The sequence below is a fragment of the Neisseria sp. P0009.S010 genome, assembly GCF_051958545.1.
Taxonomy (GTDB): domain Bacteria; phylum Pseudomonadota; class Gammaproteobacteria; order Burkholderiales; family Neisseriaceae; genus Neisseria; species Neisseria subflava_A.
Genome location: NZ_JBQCVH010000002.1, coordinates 38,881 through 56,888, shown reverse-complemented (window position 1 = coordinate 56,888; position 18,008 = coordinate 38,881). Strand labels below are relative to the sequence as shown.

Sequence of the window (18,008 nt, the reverse complement as noted above, 5' to 3'; positions counted from 1 at the left end):
ATGAACAAAGCTCAACTGCATTTGACCAATTTTCTGTTACTGGTTGAAGAAGCCGGCTCATTGACCAAACTCGCACGCGCATGCGGTTATGAAAACTCCGCCTCTTTGTCTCAGCTCAAACGCCGTTTGGAACAACAAGCAGGCGATGAGTCTGCACGCGGCATTCGTCCGAGCCTGGCTGCGAAGTTGGAATCCGGTATGCACAAACGCAAAGGCTGGCTGAACCGTGATCACAGCAAAGACCAAGAAAAAGCAGCAGTTGAAGCGGCGCGTTTGGAAAAACAAACTGTCGAAACAGCCGAAGCTGGTGTTTCAACTGAAGGCCGTTTTGTTACTGTTACCCGCAATACCTGCGAAACCCAAATTACCGTTAGCCTCAACCTTGACGGTACCGGCAAATACCGCTTGGATACCGGCGTTCCTTTCCTTGAACACATGCTTGCTCAAGTGGCGCGTCATGGTTTGATTGACTTGGATATTACCTGCAAAGGCGATTTGCACATTGACGACCATCACACGGTTGAAGACATCGGTATCGTATTGGGTCAGGCCTTGAAACAAGCACTTGGCAATAAAGCCGGCATTACCCGTTATGGTCATGCCTATGTTCCGTTGGATGAAGCGTTGAGCCGTGTAGTCATCGACCTTTCCGGCCGCCCTGGCTTGGTGTACAACATCGACTTTACCCGCGCCCTGATCGGCTGTTTTGATGTTGATTTGTTTGAAGAATTTTTCCACGGCCTTGTGAATCACAGCATGATGACCTTGCACATCGATAATTTTAGAGGTCGTAATGCACATCATCAAGCCGAGACTGTTTTCAAAGCCTTCGGCCGCGCATTGCGCATGGCGGTTGAATACGATCCGCGCATGATGGGTCAAACGCCTTCTACCAAAGGTACGCTGAGCGAAGAGTCTGTTCAGGAAGAAGCAGAAGCCGCATCTGAAGAATAAGGCATCGTGTGAATGAATAAAGGCCGTCTGAAACCGATCGGGATTTCAGACGGCCTTTATTATTTGTCTTGTATATCGACAATATTTTGTTTTAAACCATCTTTTGCTACAATCATTCTTATTATTATATTAATCATTAAATGTTTTCAGACGGCCTGAGGAGAAGCAATGAAAGTAGCGATTGTTGATTATGGAATGGGAAACCTGCACTCAGTATTGAAATCTGTTCAGGCGGCGCAGGTTTTGTCTAATCAAAATGCCGAGGTTTATCTGACTTCGCGGCCTGAAGAGGTGATGGCGGCGGATAAGGTTATCTTTCCAGGGCAGGGTGCCATGCCGGATTGCATGTCGGCGCTGGAGGCAAGCGGTTTGGGTGAGGCGGTTTCAGACGGCCTGAAAAACAAGCCGTTTTTTGGAATTTGCGTAGGTGCGCAATTATTGTTTGAACACAGTGAAGAAGGCGATACAGATGGTTTGGGTTGGTTTGAAGGTCAAGTAAAACGGTTTTTGCCCAATCAAACCGATGAGCAAGGAGGCCGTCTGAAAGTGCCGCATATGGGTTGGAATACAGTGCGCCAAACCCGTCCGCATCCTTTATTTCAAGACATTGGGCAAAACGAGTATTTCTATTTTGTTCACAGCTATTATTTTGCACCGAAAAATGAAGAGATTGTTTTAGGCGTTAGCGAATATCCGAATGAATTTGCCTGCATTGTCGGTAAGGACAATGTGTTTGCCACACAGTTCCACACGGAGAAAAGCCATCAGGCAGGATTGCTGCTGCTGCGTAATTTTTTAAATTGGCAGATTTGAGGCTTTTAACATAAATCTGCTAAAAATCGCTAATTTGTGTAAAATATACTGAAATTGAATAGAGGAGAAGAAAATGCTGTTGATACCTGCCATTGATTTGAAAGAAGGACGCTGTGTTCGCTTAAAACAAGGCTTGATGGAGCAGGCGACGGTGTTTTCCGATTCACCGGCAGAGATGGCTTTGCATTGGCGCAATCAAGGCGCACGCCGTTTGCATTTGGTTGATTTGAACGGCGCATTCGCAGGCGTTCCTCAAAATTTTCCGGCGATTAAAGAAATTTTGGCCGCCGTAGCCAAAGATATTCCGGTACAGCTTGGCGGCGGTATCCGTGATTTGGGCACCATCGAAAAGTATTTGGATTTGGGTCTGACCGATGTGATTATCGGTACGGCCGCGGTAAAAAATCCTGAATTTGTGCGCGAAGCATGTAAGGCCTTTCCGGGTCAGATTATCGTCGGCTTGGATGCCAAAGACGGTATGGTGGCGATAGACGGTTGGGCAACGGTAACGGAGCATCATGTCGTCGATTTGGCCAAGCGTTTTGAAGACGATGGCGTCAACAGCATTATTTATACCGATATCGGCCGCGACGGCATGATGAGCGGCGTGAATATCGAAGCTACCGTCAAATTGGCCCAATCCGTGAATATTCCGATTATCGCTTCCGGCGGTTTGACGAATTTGGATGATATCCGTGCATTGTGTGCCGTTGAAAACGAAGGCGTGAGCGGTGCAATTACCGGCCGTGCAATTTATGAGGGAAGCATTGATTTTGCACAGGCGCAAAAACTGGCCGATTCTTTGGCTTAAGTGTGTCAGATTATGCGGATAAGACCTTGCAGGCCATTAAAACGCAGCGGCTGACGCAGCACACAAAAATGCACTCAAAGGGATTGCCTGTATAGGTCATGGGTTTATATCTGTTTGAAATAATTATAAAAACAACCCAATCGATATTTTATTAAGGGATTAGTATGCTTGAAGCGTTTGTTTTGGGTTTTTGGATTATCTGGTCATCCGACCGCGAAGTGTATCCACTAAGTGAAAGTTTGTGGTTTACACTGATTGCAGTGATATTGCGGCAGCTGACGGCGTTTGATTTGCCGATTATCGATACCTATTGGATGATTTTCAACGGGATAATATGGGCATTTGCCGGTTTGATTTTTTCCATCGTCGGTCGCATCGACAGCAATTTCATTATTTCCTGCGTTTTGGCGATGATGGCGGGGATTGGTTATTTTCAGCTGTTGCAACATTTGCCGGATTGGTTGAGCAAATTTTTGGCCTGACGGTTTCAGACGGCCTGAGAACGGATAAGAGGTATTGAGTATGACATTGGCAAAACGAATTATTCCTTGTCTGGATGTAAAAGACGGTCGCGTGGTAAAAGGTGTCAACTTTTTGGGTTTACGCGATGCAGGCAATCCGGTTGACGTTGCCAAACGCTACAACGATGAAGGCGCGGATGAATTGACCTTTTTGGACATTACTGCCTCCAGCGACAATCGCGATACTATTTTGCACGTTATTGAGGCAGTCGCATCACAAGTTTTTATTCCATTGACGGTCGGCGGCGGTGTGCGTACGGTTGCCGATATCCGTCGCCTGCTTAATGCCGGTGCCGATAAGGCCAGCATCAATACGGCCGCTGTAACCAATCCTGATTTGGTAAATGAAGCGGCCGGTTTTTTTGGTTCACAAGCGATTGTCGTTGCCGTGGATGCCAAAGCGGTCAACCCTGAAAATACCCGTTGGGAAATCTTTACCCACGGCGGACGTAATCCGACCGGTTTGGATGCGGTGGAATGGGCTGTCGAAATGCAGCGGCGCGGTGCGGGCGAGATTTTGCTGACCAGTATGGATCGGGACGGCACCAAGCAAGGTTTTAACCTGCCTTTGACACGCGCGGTCAGTGAAGCGGTCGATATTCCGGTCATTGCTTCCGGTGGCGTCGGTTCGGTACAACACTTGGTGGACGGCATTAAAGACGGAAAGGCAGATGCGGTATTGGCCGCCAGTATTTTCCACTTTGGCGAAGCGAGTATCCGCGAAGCGAAACTGGCCATGCGTGAAGCAGGAATTGAAGTGCGTTTGTGATTGCTACCCAAAGGCCGTCTGAAAAATATGGGAGAAAAACGCGAATGTCGAATATAAACGAAACGCTGCTGAATGCCGTAAAATTTGATGAAAAAGGTTTGGTTTGCGCCATTGCCCAAGATTGGCAGACACACCGTGTGCTGATGGTCGCCTGGATGAACGCAGAAGCCCTGCAAAAAACCGTAGAAACCGGTTTTGCCCACTATTACAGCCGTTCCCGCCAAAAACAATGGATGAAGGGCGAAGAGTCGGGGCATACGCAAAAAGTACACGAATTGCGCCTGGATTGCGATGGCGACGCTGTGGTTATGTTGATTGAACAAAACGGCGGCATTGCCTGTCATACCGGGCGTGAAAGCTGCTTTTACAAAGTTTGGCAAGAGGGTGCATGGCAGACAGTGGATGCCGTGTTGAAAGACGAAGAAGCAATTTACGGATATAAACATCCTTAAGGCCGTCTGAAAGAAATAAGAGAAACCGACCATGACCGATACCATCCTTACCCAAATCCAAAACGTCATCGATTCGCGCAAAGGCGGCGATCCCGATGCTTCTTACGTTGCCCAACTGTTGCACAAAGGCGAAGACAAGATTCTGAAAAAAGTCATCGAGGAAGCGGGCGAAACCTTGATGGCTTCTAAAGATGGCGGCGGCGAACATTTGGTTTACGAAGTGGCGGATTTGTGGTTTCACACCATGGTTTTATTGGCGCATCACGGATTGCGCGCCGAAAATGTGGTCAACGAGCTTGCGCGCCGTCAAGGTTTGTCGGGATTGGTGGAAAAAGCTTCTCGCAAAGAATCTTGAATTTATATTACAATCCCGTATTTGACCTGTTTCAGAATCCGTCTCTTGGGGCAAAAACGATTTCACTTTGTTTGGCGAAACCCGTTGCACCCGTTTTCAGACGGCCATTGGAGCCATTATGGATAATTGTATTTTCTGCAAAATCGCCGCCAAAGATATTCCGGCACAAACCGTTTACGAAGACGATGAGATGCTTTGTTTCAAAGACATCCGTCCTGCCGCGCCGGTACATCTGCTGCTGATTCCGAAAGTACACTTCGATTCACTGGCACACGCCACTGCCGAACATCAAACCCTGTTGGGTAAAATGATGTTGAAAGTCCCTCAAATCGCCCAAGAGGCAGGTTTGACCGACGGTTTCAAAACCCTGATCAACACAGGCAAAGGCGGCGGACAAGAAGTCTTCCACCTGCATATCCATATCATGGGTACGCCCGCATAATTATTATCTCTTTTTAAATTAAACAAATTCAAGGACTTATCATGGGTAGCTTCTCTCTTTGGCACTGGATTATCGTACTGATTATCGTCGTTTTGGTATTCGGTACCAAAAAATTGCGCAACGTCGGCAAAGATCTCGGCGGCGCAGTGCATGACTTCAAACAAGGCCTGAACGAAGGTACAGACGGCAAAGATGCCAAAAAAGACGAAGTCATCGAACACAAAAAAGACGAAGACAAAGCATAATCCATGTTTGATTTCGGTTTGGGCGAATTGCTGCTGGTCGGCGTTGTTGCCCTGATAGTGCTTGGCCCCGAACGTCTGCCGCAAGCCGCGCGTACGGCTGGGCGTTTGGTCGGTAAATTGCAAGGATTCGTCAATAACGTCAAGCAGGAACTCAACACTCAGGCTGAGTTGGACGAATTGCGCAAGGTGAAGCAGGAATTTGAAACCGCCGCATCCGAGTTTCGCGACGGTATCAAAGACTTGGGCAACGATGCACAAAAAAATCTGAGCGATATTTCAGACGGCCTCAAGCCGTGGGAACGCCTGCCCGAACAGAAAACGCCTGCCGATTTTGGCGTGGACGAGTTCGGTAATCCTCTGCCTGATTTGGCTTCAAGCAGCACTGAAAATGAAAGTGCGGCCCAAGTTCCTGAAGAGGGTGGAGCAGCGCAAACTCAAGAGCCTGTCGGGGCTGAAAATGCCGAGTCCGAGCAAGACCGCGCTTGGCGTGAGTATTTGACCGCATCGGTTTCACCCACTCCGGCGGTCGAAGTCAGCTATGTCGAAGCCCCTGTCGCCGATGTTCCTTCGCTGCATACGACTTCTTTGCGTAAGCAGGCGATGAGCCGCAAACGCGATATGCGTCCGAAATTCCACGCCAAACCCAAACTGCGCGTCCGTAAGTAAAAAGTGAGTCAACCGGTGTCCGAACCTCAACACGAACAACCCGTCCAACCGCTTATCGAGCATCTTCTCGAGCTGCGCCGCCGCATGATGTGGATCGTCATCGGTATCGTCGTCTGCTTTTTGGGTATGATGCCGTTTGCCCAGCAGCTCTATACCTTTGTTGCCGAACCATTGATGGCCAATCTGCCTAAAGATACCAGCATGATTGCAACCGATGTGATCGCGCCGTTTTTTGTGCCGGTCAAGGTTACTCTGATGGCGGCATTTCTGCTGTCGTTGCCGCACACGCTGTATCAAGTTTGGGCGTTTGTCGCTCCTGCCTTATACCAAAACGAAAAACGCTTGATTACGCCGCTGGTGTTGTCCAGCGTGACGCTTTTCTTTGTCGGTATGGCGTTTGCCTATTTTTTGGTATTTCCCGTTATTTTCAAATTCTTGGCCGGGGTAACCCCTGTCGGCGTCAATATGGCGACCGATATCGACAAATACCTGTCCTTTATTTTGGGCATGTTTGTTGCATTCGGTACGACGTTTGAAGTTCCCGTCGTTGTGGTGTTACTTGCAAAAATGGGCATTGTTTCGACTGAACAGCTTAAGAATGCGCGTCCGTATGTGATTGTCGGTGCGTTTGTCGTGGCTGCAATCATCACGCCGCCTGACGTAATTTCTCAAACCCTGCTTGCTGTTCCGCTGATTCTGCTCTACGAAGCAGGCATTTGGTTCAGCCGCTTTATCAAAGCGAAAACGCAGCAGGAAGATGAAGATACACCGCAACCACCGGCAGAAGTTTAAGAATCAAGGCCGTCTGAAGAATTTTTCAGACGGCCTTTGTATCATCGCACTTCAGTTTTTAAGAAAAAGTATGATGGATGTTTGGGGAGTCGTAAAACATTACTGCCCAGATTCTTTTGATTCGGCTAAAATTTTTGACCGAGGATTTTGCCGAAATCGAAGCAGTAATGTGTAACAGTCCCTCATGCCTCAATGGGCTGGATTTTAATACCAAACTGCCGGAATTACGTTTGGGAAATGGGGTGATTTTTACCAAGGCATAAGCCGAAAATACTTGATTTTAGGTAATTGAAAAAATATTCGTTTCTATTTTATCGAGAAGAATGATGTCAGGCCGTCTGAAAATTAACTACGTTTCAGACGGCCTTTTTATTGCCTTTGTTTTTTCTTTGCTATTCTTAGTTATCAAGCATCTTGCAAAAAGGGTTTTGAAAAAGAGAAATTTATATTTTGACTAAATCCATCCATATGAACCCATAGTGAAATGTGTTATCTTATCTAAGTGTGTTAAGAAACATTAATAAGTTTGTATTTTTCTTACAGAGAAAGGCTTCAAAATGGATGGATGGACTCAAACGCTGAGTGCCGGTACCTTGCTCGGTATCGCCGCGGCAGCGATTTTGCTAATCTTGATTTTGATTGTAAAACTGCGCGTTCATGCCTTGCTGACGTTGGTATTGGTCAGCCTGCTGACTGCCATCGTAACAGGTCTGCCTATGGGCAGCATTGTTAATGATGTATTGGTCAAAAACTTCGGCGGTACGCTCGGCAGCGTGGCGTTGCTGGTCGGTTTGGGCGCAATGCTCGGCCGTTTGGTGGAAACTTCCGGTGGCGCTCAGTCTTTGGCAGATGCGCTGATTCAGATTTTTGGTGAGAATCGTGCACCATTTGCTTTAGGCGTGGCTTCTTTGATTTTTGGTTTCCCGATTTTCTTTGATGCCGGCTTGGTGGTGATGTTGCCGATTGTGTTTGCAACGGCACGCCGTATGAAGCAGACCGTTCTGCCATACGCGATGGCGTCTATTGGCGCATTTTCGGTCATGCACGTCTTCCTGCCGCCTCATCCTGGCCCGATTGCTGCTTCTGAGTTCTATGGCGCAAATATTGGTCAACTGCTGATTTTGGGTTTGCCTGTTGCCTTGATTACTTGGTATTTCAGCGGCTATTTATTGGGTAAAGTTTTGGGTCGCAGCATTCATGTACCTGTTCCTGATCTGATCAGTGGTGGTACGCAAGATAATGACCAACCGAAAGCGCCTGCAAAAGCATCTACCGTTGTTGGTATTATGCTGATTCCTATGCTGTTGATTTTCTTAAATACCGGTTTGTCCACTTTAATCAGTGAGAAAGTTGTCAGTGCAGATGAAGGCTGGGTGCAATTTGGTCGCATGATCGGTTCGACACCGATTGCTTTGCTGATTTCTGTTTTGGTAGCCCTGTATGTATTGGGTGGCAAACGTGGCGAAAAAGCCAGCGCTTTGGAGAAAACCATTGATGGCGCATTGGGTCCGGTTTGCTCGGTCATTTTGATTACCGGTGCGGGCGGTATGTTCGGCGGAGTGTTGCGTGCTTCCGGTATCGGTAAGGCTTTGGCCGACAGTATGGCGGACTTGGGTATCCCTGTTTTGCTGGGTTGTTTCTTGGTGGCTTTGGCTTTGCGTATTGCGCAAGGTTCTGCGACCGTTGCATTGACTACCGCTGCCGCGTTGATGGCACCGGCCGTTGCGGCGGCAGGTTTCAGCGATTGGCAGATTACTTGCGTGGTATTGGCTACGGCGGCAGGTTCCGTTGGTTGCAGCCACTTTAACGACTCCGGTTTCTGGCTTGTCGGCCGTCTGTTGAATATGGATGTGCCGACGACCTTGAAGACATGGACGGTCAACCAAACACTTATCGCACTCATCGGTTTTGCTTTATCGTCAGTGTTGTTTGTTTTGGTTTAATCGGAAGAACGGGCGGATAGTGTTTTTGAGATAACACAATCCGCCCGTTTTTAAATACCGTTAAAATCTAGATAAACAAGGAGTAGAAAAATGACGACACATTTTGTCATGATGGGCGTGTGCGGTTGCGGTAAAACCACTGCCGCGCTGTCTTTGCAAAAACATCTCAACCAATGTCCGTATGCTGAAGGCGACGATTTTCATACCCAAGCCAACCGCGATAAAATGGGTGCAGGTATTCCGTTAACGGATGAAGACCGCTACCCATGGCTCGGCAATTTGCGTGACTGGATGACGGAGCAGGCAAAAAATGGGGAAACATATTCCATCGTTACTTGTTCCGCACTCAAACGCCAATACCGCGATATTCTGCGTGGTGCAGAAGGGAAGGTGGCTTTTATCCATTTGACTCCGCCTCAAGCAATCAATCTTGAGCGTATGCTGTCGCGTCAGGGGCATTATATGAAAGCCGGAATGCTGGATTCTCAGCTGGAGATTTTGGAAGAGCTGGGTGCTGATGAGTACGGTGTCAAAATTGACAATCCGGGTTCGCCTGAAGCCGTTGAGGCAGATATTGTGAACTGGGTGAAAGCGCAAGGCTTGATTTAGTAATGATCAGAAATGGAAAGGCCGTCTGAAATATTTCAGACGGCCTTTTCCTATGGGATTTAGAATGTTTTTTGCGAATCAAGCAATAAGGTAACCGGCCCGTCATTGCAAAGGGAGACCTGCATATGGGTTTGGAATCTGCCGGTTTCGACAGTCAATCCATGTTCGCGCAAAAGTTGCGCGGTGTATTGATAAAGCTTGTCTGCTTGTTCGGCAGGGGCAGCATTGGAGAAGGACGGACGGCGGCCGCTGCGCGCATCGGCGTAAAGGGTAAACTGAGAAACCAGTAATATCGAGCCACCGACATCTTTGAGCGATAAATTTAATTTGCCGTTTTCGTCTTCAAAGATACGTAGGTTGGCGGTTTTATCCGCAATGTATTTGGCGTCCGCTTCTGTATCGGTGTGGGTAACGCCGATCAATATCATAAATCCGTTGTTGATTTCGCCACAGGTTTCGCAGGAGTTTTCGGACAAAACGTCAACTTTAGCTTGGGTAACTTTTTGGATAACAGCGCGCATGATGTTTTTGAATAAAAGAAGTTTGTAAAAAAGGGCGTAAGATACGCCCTTGGGGTTTAAATATAGTTTCAGACGGCCTGAAACCATTGAATTAATTTACGGATTAATGTCGTTTTCTTTTAAGATACGTTCGATCTGATTCTCGACTTTTTGTCGTTTAACGGCTTGGGCAATCTGATTGCGTACCAGTTCGAAAGGTTCGGCATTGGGATCGCGTTCTACTGCACTGAGTTTAAACAGATAAAAACGGCTTTCCATCTGAATCGGCTCATGCGTTACATCGCCTCGGTTCATGTCAGCAAAAGCGGTAGCCAGTTGAGGAGAGAGCTGCTGCGGAGAGATGAAGCCGTCGAACTCTTGTTCGGGGTTGGGATAGCGTTTCATCAGCTCTTCAAATGACAAGCCTTTGAGCAGCAGTTCTTGCGCGGCGCGTACTTCGTCGGCTGAAGCAAAGCTGACTTGTTGCAGCTTGATAATGCGTGTTTGCTGGTCGTAGAAACGGCGCAACTCAGCATCGTCAACCGCGGTTTGGCGTTCTAGATAGGCAGCGTATTGGTTGGCATAAAACTCAGCTTCAACGTTTTTAAGCTGATTCTGCACTTCCGCATCTTTGTCCAAACCAGCCTTGATGGCTTCATTTTTCAAAATTTCCAAAGTCTGCAAACGTGTAACCACATCTTTGCGGATTGCCTGGCCATCGGGTTTTGCAGTCTGGTTGGGATGTTGATCGGCCTGTCTCAATACTTCGGCGACCATGCTGTCGATACGGGCGGGATCGATTTCAGGCGCTTTGGCGGTTGCTAAGCTCACGGTTGACAAGGCGAGGATAGCCAAAACGGCAGTTTTGGGCTTGATGTTCATGTGAGTTCCTTATTGCCCGCCGCTATCACGGCGGGCACCTTATATTATTTGTTGACTTTGATGCTGGCTTTTTTCAGTAATGATTGAATGGCCGCATCAACACGGGCTGCCTGTAAGTCGTTGCCAATCTCGTTTTTAGCGGCTTCGTAAGAAGGTACAGTAACGTTACGACGGTCATTGACATAGAAAACGGCGTACAAATTACCGTTTTGCAGTGGAGTTTTAGTGTGTGCACCTTTTTTCAGGTCTTTGACAGCAGCGTAAAGCGGAGGCGCTGATTCTTGCAAATCTTTAAGCGGAACATAAGCTTTAGGGATGCCGCCGGCTTTTTTGGCCGCTTCGTCAATTGAGTATTGGTTCAATATCGAAACAAAGCTTTTTTTCGCATCCAAATCGGCAATGGCTTTTTGGGCATTGCTGCTGCTGTCGGTCACGATTTCGCCCAGTTGGACTTCCTGAGTACCTTTATAGAAGTTGCTGAAGTCGTTGTAAGCGGCTTTGACATCTTTTTCTTGGACAGGATATTGACGGACGATATGCGCCGCGAAAGCTTGGCCTAACAAATCATTTTCGAAAACTGCCCATTCGGTTTTGAATGTGGCTTTTTTATCTGCACCTTGTTTGGCGGCATCGGCACGCGCTTGCTCCAATGCAGTTTTGAATTCAGCGCTTTGATCCAGTTTTAATTTTTTAGCTTCTTGGGTAACAACAGTGCTGATAACTTGGCGTTCAGTCAGCATTTGACGCAATTCAGGAGTGTCTTGAACGTTCGGGTTGCTGGCGCGTACGGAAGCGATTTGGTCATCGATAACGCTGCTGTCGATGGCTTGGCCGTTGACGGTCACCAAAGTTTGGGCAAACAGGGTGCCGGAAGTCAGAGCAAGCATCAAGGCTGAAGCAAAGTAGGTTTTTTTCATCGTATTTCTCTTTTAAATTAATGATTGGAAATCAAAGTTTGGGCAGTAATCTTAATGGAAGTATTCGTCCGGCGTGGCTGCTTTGATACTGAGTGCATGAATCAGGCCGTCTGAAAACAAGTCCTGTAAAAGCTGCTTAATCATACGTTGCCGCTGGAGGCGGCCAATGTTTTCAAATGCGTTGCTGACCACCACTATGGCGTAATGCCCGCCGCCTTTATTACCGGCATGGCCGGCGTGCAGGTGGCTTTCATCTTCAAAATCGAAGAACTCAGGCTCAAGCGCCTGCAGGCGTTCCTCGATAATTTGACGCATATTGCTCATTTGAATACGGCTTTAAAGGGTTTAATCAATACTTCTGCGTATACGCCGGCATCGACGTAAGGGTCTTGTTCAGCCCATTCTTGTGCAGCGTCCAAAGATTCAAATTGAGCCACTATCAGGCTGCCGGAAACGCGTTCCGGATTATCTGGTAGAGGATTGGGGCCGGCAGTCAGCAGACGGCCTTGCGCTTTCAATTCTTCTAAGCGTGCTAAATGGGCAGGGCGTGCTGCCATGCGTGCTTCGTGGACATCTTCGGCATCAGTAGCCAAAAGCATGAAATATTCCATTATTGATCCTCCTTAGGCTGAAAACGCATCAGATACATACCCTGTGCGATGGAAAAAATGATTGTGAAACCCAATGTGCCGAACAGTTTGTAATTGACCCATTGGTCTGGAAAATATGTAAAGACAAAGAGGTTGGCCGCACCCATAAAAATCAGGAAGCCAATCCATGCATAAGTCAGGTGCGTCCATACAAAATCAGGGAGCTGCATTTCTTTGCCCATGACGGCTTTAAGCCCGTTTTTACCGGCAAGGTGGCTGAACAGCATGACGATGGCACCGATCCAAAACAGAACGGTCGGTTTCCACATGATAAAGCGGTTGTCTTTCAGCAGAATCGTTGCGCCGCCAAAAAAGACAATCAAAATCAGGCTGACCCATTGCATGGTATCCAGTTTACGGTGTTTCCAAAAGGTCAGCGCAGCTTGGGCAATGCCGACTATAACCGCAACAGCTGTTGCGGCAATCATGTCTTTGGTGATGATATATGTGATGAAAAATAAGAATACGGCGAATAAGTCGCTCAAAATCTTCATATATTAATGATGAAACTAATTGAGTAAATGCTAATCATACAGGGAGATGTGTTTTTTTGCACCTTTCCCCATGACTTTAATACCACATATATTTATATAAAATATTTGTTTTGGGTTAGCGAAATTTGTAAAAAAGAAACACAAGCATGCAAAAGTAATAGATTTGCTAAGGAATTTTAGGCTGAATAGCCTCTATTGCTTGGCAGGAATAGGTTAAAAATATATCATGACGTAATATCTAGTAAATATATGGTTGAATGCGCGCACATTGGTTAGTACCATAATTTTCGAACAGGGGATCCGTTTTGAAAAAACATCACAATATTAAATTAATTACAGCTTCTATCGCTTTAATGACATCGCTCAGTGCCTCTGCGGGTTTGGGGGGCTTGAATGTTCAATCTCATTTGGGTGAGCCTTTTACAGGCAGTATCACTGTGACTGGTGAGGAAGCTCAGGCTCTGCTCAATGGCGGTAAGGCCACTATTTCAAATGGCAATTTGCGCGCGGCGGTACGCAAATCAGGCGATAAGGCAGTCGTTACTATCCGCTCTTCTCAAGCCATCAAAGATCCTGTTTTGGTTTTCCAAGTAGGTATCGGCGCGCAATCGCGTGAATACACCGCCATTATCGATCCGGCCGGATATGATTCTAAAGATGCTGCATCTGTTCGTACCCGTCCGGCCACTGAATCTCAATCCTCCGAGCCGACACGTAATGTCCAACAGCCTGCAACGAAAAATAATAAAGCAGCAGGTAATCAGGCCACTCAGGTGCGTAAGGATGTGCAGCGTAAGGCTGAGAAAAAACAAGTTCAGACGGCCTCTGCTAAAAACGACACTGCCTCACGTTTAGGCAGACAGCATTTGGTGCGTACGGGTGAAACCCTGATGGCCATTGCGTCGAGCATCCGTCCGCAAGGTATGACCTTGGATCAAACCATCCAGGCTTTGGTAAATGCCAACCCGGATGTGTTTATTGATAATAATGCCAACCGTATGTTGGCAGGTAAAGTACTGAATATTCCAAACCGTAGCGAATTGCAACGCTTGGCTGCTTCTGCTCCTGCTAAAACTAATACGGCAACAGAAAAAGCTAATGAAACCGCTAATACAACAGAGGCTAAAACAGAAAAACCTGTTGTTCAGCCTGATGCTCAAACTGAAGCTCAGGTTAAAGATGCTGGCGTAAATACACAGCAACAGGAAGAAGTAAAACAAGCTTCAGCTGAACAAACAGAACAAGCAGCATCTGCAGCGGTTAATGAAAAAGCCGCATCGACTGTTCCTGCGTCCGATATTCAAGAAGCTATGGCTTCCGATGCTCAAGAGAATATAGTGGCTTCTGAGCCTGTTGCAACCACTGATTCTGTCGCGGAGCAAACAGAAAGCGAATCAGATGGTAATTTATGGAAATGGTTATTGGCAGGCGGTGCAGCCCTTATTGCTGCTTGGTTGTTGTTGAAAGCTGCCGGTAAACGTAAAGATGAGCCGGAAGCAGCGCCTGTAAGCCGTAAGGATGAAGAAAAGGCTGTACAGAAAAATGTTGCTGCTTCAGCTGCTGCGGTTGCTACAACTAAAGTAACGCCGTCTGAAAAAATTCAAGACGGTCTGTTTATCGAAGACGATTTCGAAGATGATGTGGTCATCAATGAAGTAGAAGAATCTTCCACTATTAATGATGTTAAACTTGATTTGGGTAAGATTGACAATAGTCAGACAGGTATTCTTTCAGGTGCAGTAACGCATGATGCAGAGACAGAGCAACGTCGCTATGCTGATTGGGATAGTATCGAATCAACAGAAAGCGTGTACGAGCCTGAACCGGAAAATCCATATCAGCCGGTATCCGTTGTTATGCCTGAACGTAAAGAAGAGCAGGTAAATACATTTGATGAGTTTGATTTTGCGACAGAAACAAAAGTCTTCGAGTCAAGAAATGAAGAGCCACTCGAGTTTACGGTAGATACCCCTGAAGATTCAGACGGCCATGTGTTGCCATTCGATATCAAGCAAGATCAAGACTTGCAAATTCAAGAAACCAAAGAAGAAGTAGAGAAAGAAGAAGCTGCTTCTGAGTTTGTGATTGAAGAAGGTGCATTGGAATGGGGAGCTGAAGATGTTTCAGTGGCTGCCGATAAAAGCAATAGTGAAAGAGGCTTTGTTTCAGAATCAGTCGGTATGACTGCACCGCTTGAAGCCAAATATGATTTGGCTAAGATGTATATCGAAATCGGTGATCCTGAAGCGGCTCGAGAAACATTGCAAGCGCTGATTGAAGAGGCTGAAGGAGATATTCTGTATAAAGCCCAAAAACTGATGAAAGAGCTTGGCGTATAAGTACTAGTAAAATGAAGATGCCGTTTCAGACGGCATCTTTTTTATGGTAAATTAAGATGAAGGCCGTCTGAAATACATGAGAGGCGTGTGTTAATCACGCCTTTTTAATATTTGTTACTTAAGCGTAGGCAACAATATCAATTTACAAGAAGTATAAGAAATGACTGAAAAAGGAAATACAACAGGGCATCTCGTGCAGCGTTGGGCTTTGACCCTCTCTTATGACGGTAGCCGTTTTTATGGTTGGCAAAAACAGGCGGGAGATTTGCCGACTGTTCAGACGGCCTTAGAGCAGGCGTTGTCTTCAATAGCAAGGGAGCAAATTAATACTATTGTTGCGGGAAGGACGGATACGGGTGTGCATGCAACTGCTCAAGTGGTGCATTTTGATACGTCAGTAAGTCGTCCGGAGCAAGCATGGGTGCGTGGTGTCAATGCACATTTGCCTGATGGTGTTGCTGTGTTGGTTGCGCAAAAAGTTGTACCTCATTTCCATGCCCGATTTGATGCTTATGGCCGCCATTATCGCTATTTATTGGAATCTTCACCGGTTCGTTCTCCATTATTAGTTGGCAGAGTAGGGTGGACGCATTTGAAATTAGATTTAAATCTGATGAGGCAGGCTGCTGCCTTGTTGGAGGGGGAACATGACTTTTCCAGCTTTCGAGCGGCCGAATGTCAGGCGAAGTCCCCTATAAAGACACTATATAGTACAAAGATTAGTGGAACTTCTCGCTATCTGTGCCTTGATTTGCATGGAAATGCATTCTTGCATCATATGGTACGCAATATTATGGGGGCATTGGTGTACGTAGGTAGTGGCAGAATCAGTGTAGATGAGTTTGAGTCGGTCTTTCATGCAAAAAGCAGATTGAAGGCTCCGCCAACTTTTATGTCTGATGGTCTATATTTAACAGGTGTTGACTATCCTGATGAGTTTGGGGTGACACAACTATCTTTGCCCGAGTGGATGAGCGTTCTAGGTAATGATTTTCAGACGGCCTGACTGCGGATTGTTGGTATAAAAGCAACAAAATAGCGTGATTGATGTGTAAACTGATAAAGTGTTGTAAAAATGCAAATTTGGGTTTTGAAGAAATTTATCATTGATTTTAAATAATAAATTTCCATTATTTGGGTTGTCTCTACCTTTATTTGGTTTCTACGGTAGTGGGGGGGAATTGAATAAAGTTTGTTTTTTTAGAAAGGAACAATTATAGTGACAGTCATGGAATCGCTGATTCCAGCGATAAAGTAAGCCTAAGCGGATTGTCCGGTCTGCTTAAGTTATTTCTTCACAATAGAAAAGGAATACAGCAATGAAAAAATCCCTGATTGCCCTGACTCTGGCTGCCCTGCCTGTTGCAGCTATGGCTGACGTAACTCTGTACGGTCAAATTAAAGCTGGCGTAGAAATTTCTAAAGTAAAAGAGGGTAAGACTTCTTCTAAAACTGCTACTGAGATTGCTGACTTCGGCTCTCGCATCGGTTTCAAAGGCCACGAACACTTGGGTAGCAACCTGAATGCTATCTGGCAAGTTGAACAAAAAACTTCTATCGCCGGTGGTGACTCTGGTTTCGCTAACCGTGAATCTTTCTTGGGCTTGGAAGGCGGTTTCGGTAAAGTTCGTGCCGGTAACTTGAATACTGCTCTGAACGACAGCAGCGATAGCTTCGACCCTTGGGAATCTAGTGATGCTAACGCAGACGCTCTGCAATTGGGTAAAATCAAACGTGTAGATTCTCGTAAAGTATCTGTACGTTACGATACTCCTGTATTGGGTGGTTTCAGCGCAAGCGTACAATACCAACCTCGTGACAATGCTAACCCTGGCGACAAATACACTCACACTGTGAAAAGCCGTGAGTCTTACGACTTGGGTCTGAACTACGAAAACTCTGGCTTCTTCGGTCGCTACGCTGGTTCTTATGCTAAACGTGCTGACTTGACTTCTGGTTACCTGGATGCGTTCAACAGCAACACTACTTTGACTGCTGGTACTTATAAAGATCACCAAGCTCACCGTCTGACTGCTGGTTACGATGCTAACAACCTGATGGTTGCTGTTGTAGGTCAATACGAAGGCTTCAAAGCTGACGTAGCTGGTGCTAAGAAAAACGAACGTACTGAAGTTGGTGCAACTGCTGCTTACCGCTTCGGTAACGTAACTCCTCGTGTTTCTTACGCTCACGGCTTTAAAGCTAAAGAAGAAGGCGTGAAACAAGAGAACAGCGCTTACAACCAAGTTATCGTTGGTGCTGACTACGACTTCTCTAAACGCACTTCTGCCTTGTTGTCAGCCGGTTGGTTGAAAGAAGGTAAAGGCGACAACAAATACGAGAAAACTGCTGGTACTGTTGGCCTGCGTCACAAATTCTAATCTGACTTAAGATTAGCCTGAAAAAGAGCCTGTTTTATACAGGCTCTTTTTGTTTTTGCAGGGACTGTATTTTATTATTGCAAGGGTAGGTTAAAGTATTTTCGATATTTTCAGACGGCTTATGAAAATCTAAGTCAGATTATATTCTATTAAATATATGCTAAATAAAATATTAGAAATTGTTTTGAGTATTATTATAAATAAGTTAACAATATAAAGATGGTCATTGATTAAGTTGATTTTCCTATATTTCATGTCTACTAATAAAAGATTTATTTTTATAGTTCTAAAGTATTATTAGCATGTGGAATTTGATTTTAAGATTTGTAAATTTGATTTTAATCAAATTATTGCCGATAGATGATTCATATAATATAAGTGTTTAGAGTATCGATATATCGGGAATAGCCATGTCCTGTCTTGAAATGAAGTGCTTAAGTGGCATTTGGAAACGAATCCTTGTGCTGTTTGCT

General features: G+C 46.1%; 22 protein-coding genes. 16 read left to right on the top strand and 6 right to left on the bottom strand.

The window, feature by feature from the left end; all coding sequences use genetic code 11:
• From hisB to ACTHSN_RS01945, 13 genes are all read left to right on the top strand, one after another.
• On the top strand, nt 1–954 hold the full coding sequence (gene hisB, locus ACTHSN_RS02005; protein WP_070460185.1) for an imidazoleglycerol-phosphate dehydratase HisB: 954 nt from the start codon (nt 1–3) through the stop codon (nt 952–954).
• Between the two features lie 168 nt (nt 955–1,122).
• Complete coding sequence (hisH, locus tag ACTHSN_RS02000) at nt 1,123–1,767, top strand: imidazole glycerol phosphate synthase subunit HisH (RefSeq protein WP_070460187.1); 645 nt, start codon at nt 1,123–1,125, stop codon at nt 1,765–1,767.
• 73 nt (nt 1,768–1,840) lie between these two features.
• A complete protein-coding gene (gene hisA, locus ACTHSN_RS01995) occupies nt 1,841–2,578 on the top strand; it encodes a 1-(5-phosphoribosyl)-5-[(5-phosphoribosylamino)methylideneamino]imidazole-4-carboxamide isomerase (protein ID WP_070460189.1) in 738 nt (245 codons plus the stop codon).
• A gap of 164 nt (nt 2,579–2,742) precedes the next feature.
• Entirely contained in the window at nt 2,743–3,060 is a 318-nt protein-coding gene (locus ACTHSN_RS01990) for a multidrug transporter MatE (protein ID WP_070460191.1), read from the top strand.
• Nucleotides 3,061–3,100: 40 nt separating this feature from the next.
• On the top strand, nt 3,101–3,868 hold the full coding sequence (gene hisF, locus ACTHSN_RS01985) for an imidazole glycerol phosphate synthase subunit HisF (RefSeq protein WP_070460193.1): 768 nt from the start codon (nt 3,101–3,103) through the stop codon (nt 3,866–3,868).
• A gap of 44 nt (nt 3,869–3,912) precedes the next feature.
• Entirely contained in the window at nt 3,913–4,320 is a 408-nt protein-coding gene (gene hisI / locus ACTHSN_RS01980; RefSeq protein ID WP_070460195.1) for a phosphoribosyl-AMP cyclohydrolase, read from the top strand.
• 31 nt (nt 4,321–4,351) lie between these two features.
• On the top strand, nt 4,352–4,675 hold the full coding sequence (locus ACTHSN_RS01975; RefSeq protein WP_070460197.1) for a phosphoribosyl-ATP diphosphatase: 324 nt from the start codon (nt 4,352–4,354) through the stop codon (nt 4,673–4,675).
• 118 nt (nt 4,676–4,793) lie between these two features.
• Nucleotides 4,794–5,117, top strand: coding sequence for a histidine triad nucleotide-binding protein (locus ACTHSN_RS01970; RefSeq protein ID WP_003748648.1), 324 nt, complete (start codon nt 4,794–4,796; stop codon nt 5,115–5,117).
• Between the two features lie 41 nt (nt 5,118–5,158).
• A complete protein-coding gene (tatA, locus tag ACTHSN_RS01965; protein WP_003679438.1) occupies nt 5,159–5,362 on the top strand; it encodes a Sec-independent protein translocase subunit TatA in 204 nt (67 codons plus the stop codon).
• Nucleotides 5,363–5,365: 3 nt separating this feature from the next.
• Nucleotides 5,366–6,028: a Sec-independent protein translocase protein TatB gene (tatB, locus tag ACTHSN_RS01960; protein ID WP_070460199.1), complete on the top strand. Its 663-nt coding sequence runs from the start codon at nt 5,366–5,368 to the stop codon at nt 6,026–6,028.
• A 15-nt stretch (nt 6,029–6,043) separates the two neighbouring features.
• Complete coding sequence (tatC, locus tag ACTHSN_RS01955) at nt 6,044–6,820, top strand: twin-arginine translocase subunit TatC (protein WP_070460201.1); 777 nt, start codon at nt 6,044–6,046, stop codon at nt 6,818–6,820.
• Between the two features lie 557 nt (nt 6,821–7,377).
• Nucleotides 7,378–8,763 (top strand): GntP family permease, encoded by a 1,386-nt coding sequence (locus ACTHSN_RS01950; protein ID WP_070460203.1) that lies wholly within the window; start codon nt 7,378–7,380, stop codon nt 8,761–8,763.
• A 90-nt stretch (nt 8,764–8,853) separates the two neighbouring features.
• Nucleotides 8,854–9,372 carry a gluconokinase, GntK/IdnK-type gene (locus ACTHSN_RS01945; protein WP_070460206.1) on the top strand — a complete coding sequence of 173 codons (519 nt, stop codon included), beginning with the start codon at nt 8,854–8,856 and terminating at the stop codon, nt 9,370–9,372.
• A gap of 59 nt (nt 9,373–9,431) precedes the next feature.
• On the opposite strand, the gene dtd is transcribed toward ACTHSN_RS01945, so the two are convergent.
• The 6 genes from dtd to ACTHSN_RS01915 all read right to left on the bottom strand — a co-directional run bounded on the left by dtd (nt 9,432) and on the right by ACTHSN_RS01915 (nt 12,815).
• Nucleotides 9,432–9,893, bottom strand: a complete 462-nt coding sequence (gene dtd, locus ACTHSN_RS01940) for a D-aminoacyl-tRNA deacylase (RefSeq protein WP_070460225.1) — start codon at nt 9,891–9,893, stop codon at nt 9,432–9,434.
• Between the two features lie 96 nt (nt 9,894–9,989).
• Nucleotides 9,990–10,754: a peptidyl-prolyl cis-trans isomerase gene (locus tag ACTHSN_RS01935; RefSeq protein WP_070460208.1), complete on the bottom strand. Its 765-nt coding sequence runs from the start codon at nt 10,752–10,754 to the stop codon at nt 9,990–9,992.
• A gap of 44 nt (nt 10,755–10,798) precedes the next feature.
• Nucleotides 10,799–11,671 (bottom strand): peptidylprolyl isomerase, encoded by an 873-nt coding sequence (locus tag ACTHSN_RS01930; protein WP_070460209.1) that lies wholly within the window; start codon nt 11,669–11,671, stop codon nt 10,799–10,801.
• A 51-nt stretch (nt 11,672–11,722) separates the two neighbouring features.
• Nucleotides 11,723–11,995 (bottom strand): BolA family protein, encoded by a 273-nt coding sequence (locus ACTHSN_RS01925; RefSeq protein WP_070460214.1) that lies wholly within the window; start codon nt 11,993–11,995, stop codon nt 11,723–11,725.
• Nucleotides 11,992–12,282 carry a YciI family protein gene (locus tag ACTHSN_RS01920; protein ID WP_004519663.1) on the bottom strand — a complete coding sequence of 97 codons (291 nt, stop codon included), beginning with the start codon at nt 12,280–12,282 and terminating at the stop codon, nt 11,992–11,994. The genes ACTHSN_RS01925 and ACTHSN_RS01920 overlap by 4 nt, the downstream gene beginning before the upstream one ends.
• Nucleotides 12,282–12,815 carry a septation protein A gene (locus tag ACTHSN_RS01915; RefSeq protein WP_070460216.1) on the bottom strand — a complete coding sequence of 178 codons (534 nt, stop codon included), beginning with the start codon at nt 12,813–12,815 and terminating at the stop codon, nt 12,282–12,284. The genes ACTHSN_RS01920 and ACTHSN_RS01915 overlap by 1 nt, the downstream gene beginning before the upstream one ends.
• 353 nt (nt 12,816–13,168) lie before the next feature.
• On the opposite strand from ACTHSN_RS01915, the gene ACTHSN_RS01910 reads away from it, so the two are divergent.
• The 3 genes from ACTHSN_RS01910 (at nt 13,169) to porB (ending at nt 17,535) form a co-directional block, all read left to right on the top strand.
• Complete coding sequence (locus tag ACTHSN_RS01910) at nt 13,169–15,154, top strand: FimV/HubP family polar landmark protein (RefSeq protein ID WP_107810942.1); 1,986 nt, start codon at nt 13,169–13,171, stop codon at nt 15,152–15,154.
• A 160-nt stretch (nt 15,155–15,314) separates the two neighbouring features.
• The gene (truA, locus tag ACTHSN_RS01905) at nt 15,315–16,160 is read left to right on the top strand and encodes a tRNA pseudouridine(38-40) synthase TruA (RefSeq protein WP_070460219.1); all 846 of its coding nucleotides are present in this window, start codon (nt 15,315–15,317) and stop codon (nt 16,158–16,160) included.
• A 313-nt stretch (nt 16,161–16,473) separates the two neighbouring features.
• Nucleotides 16,474–17,535, top strand: a complete 1,062-nt coding sequence (gene porB / locus ACTHSN_RS01900) for a trimeric porin PorB (RefSeq protein ID WP_107792355.1) — start codon at nt 16,474–16,476, stop codon at nt 17,533–17,535.
• Nucleotides 17,536–18,008 lie beyond the last annotated feature (473 nt).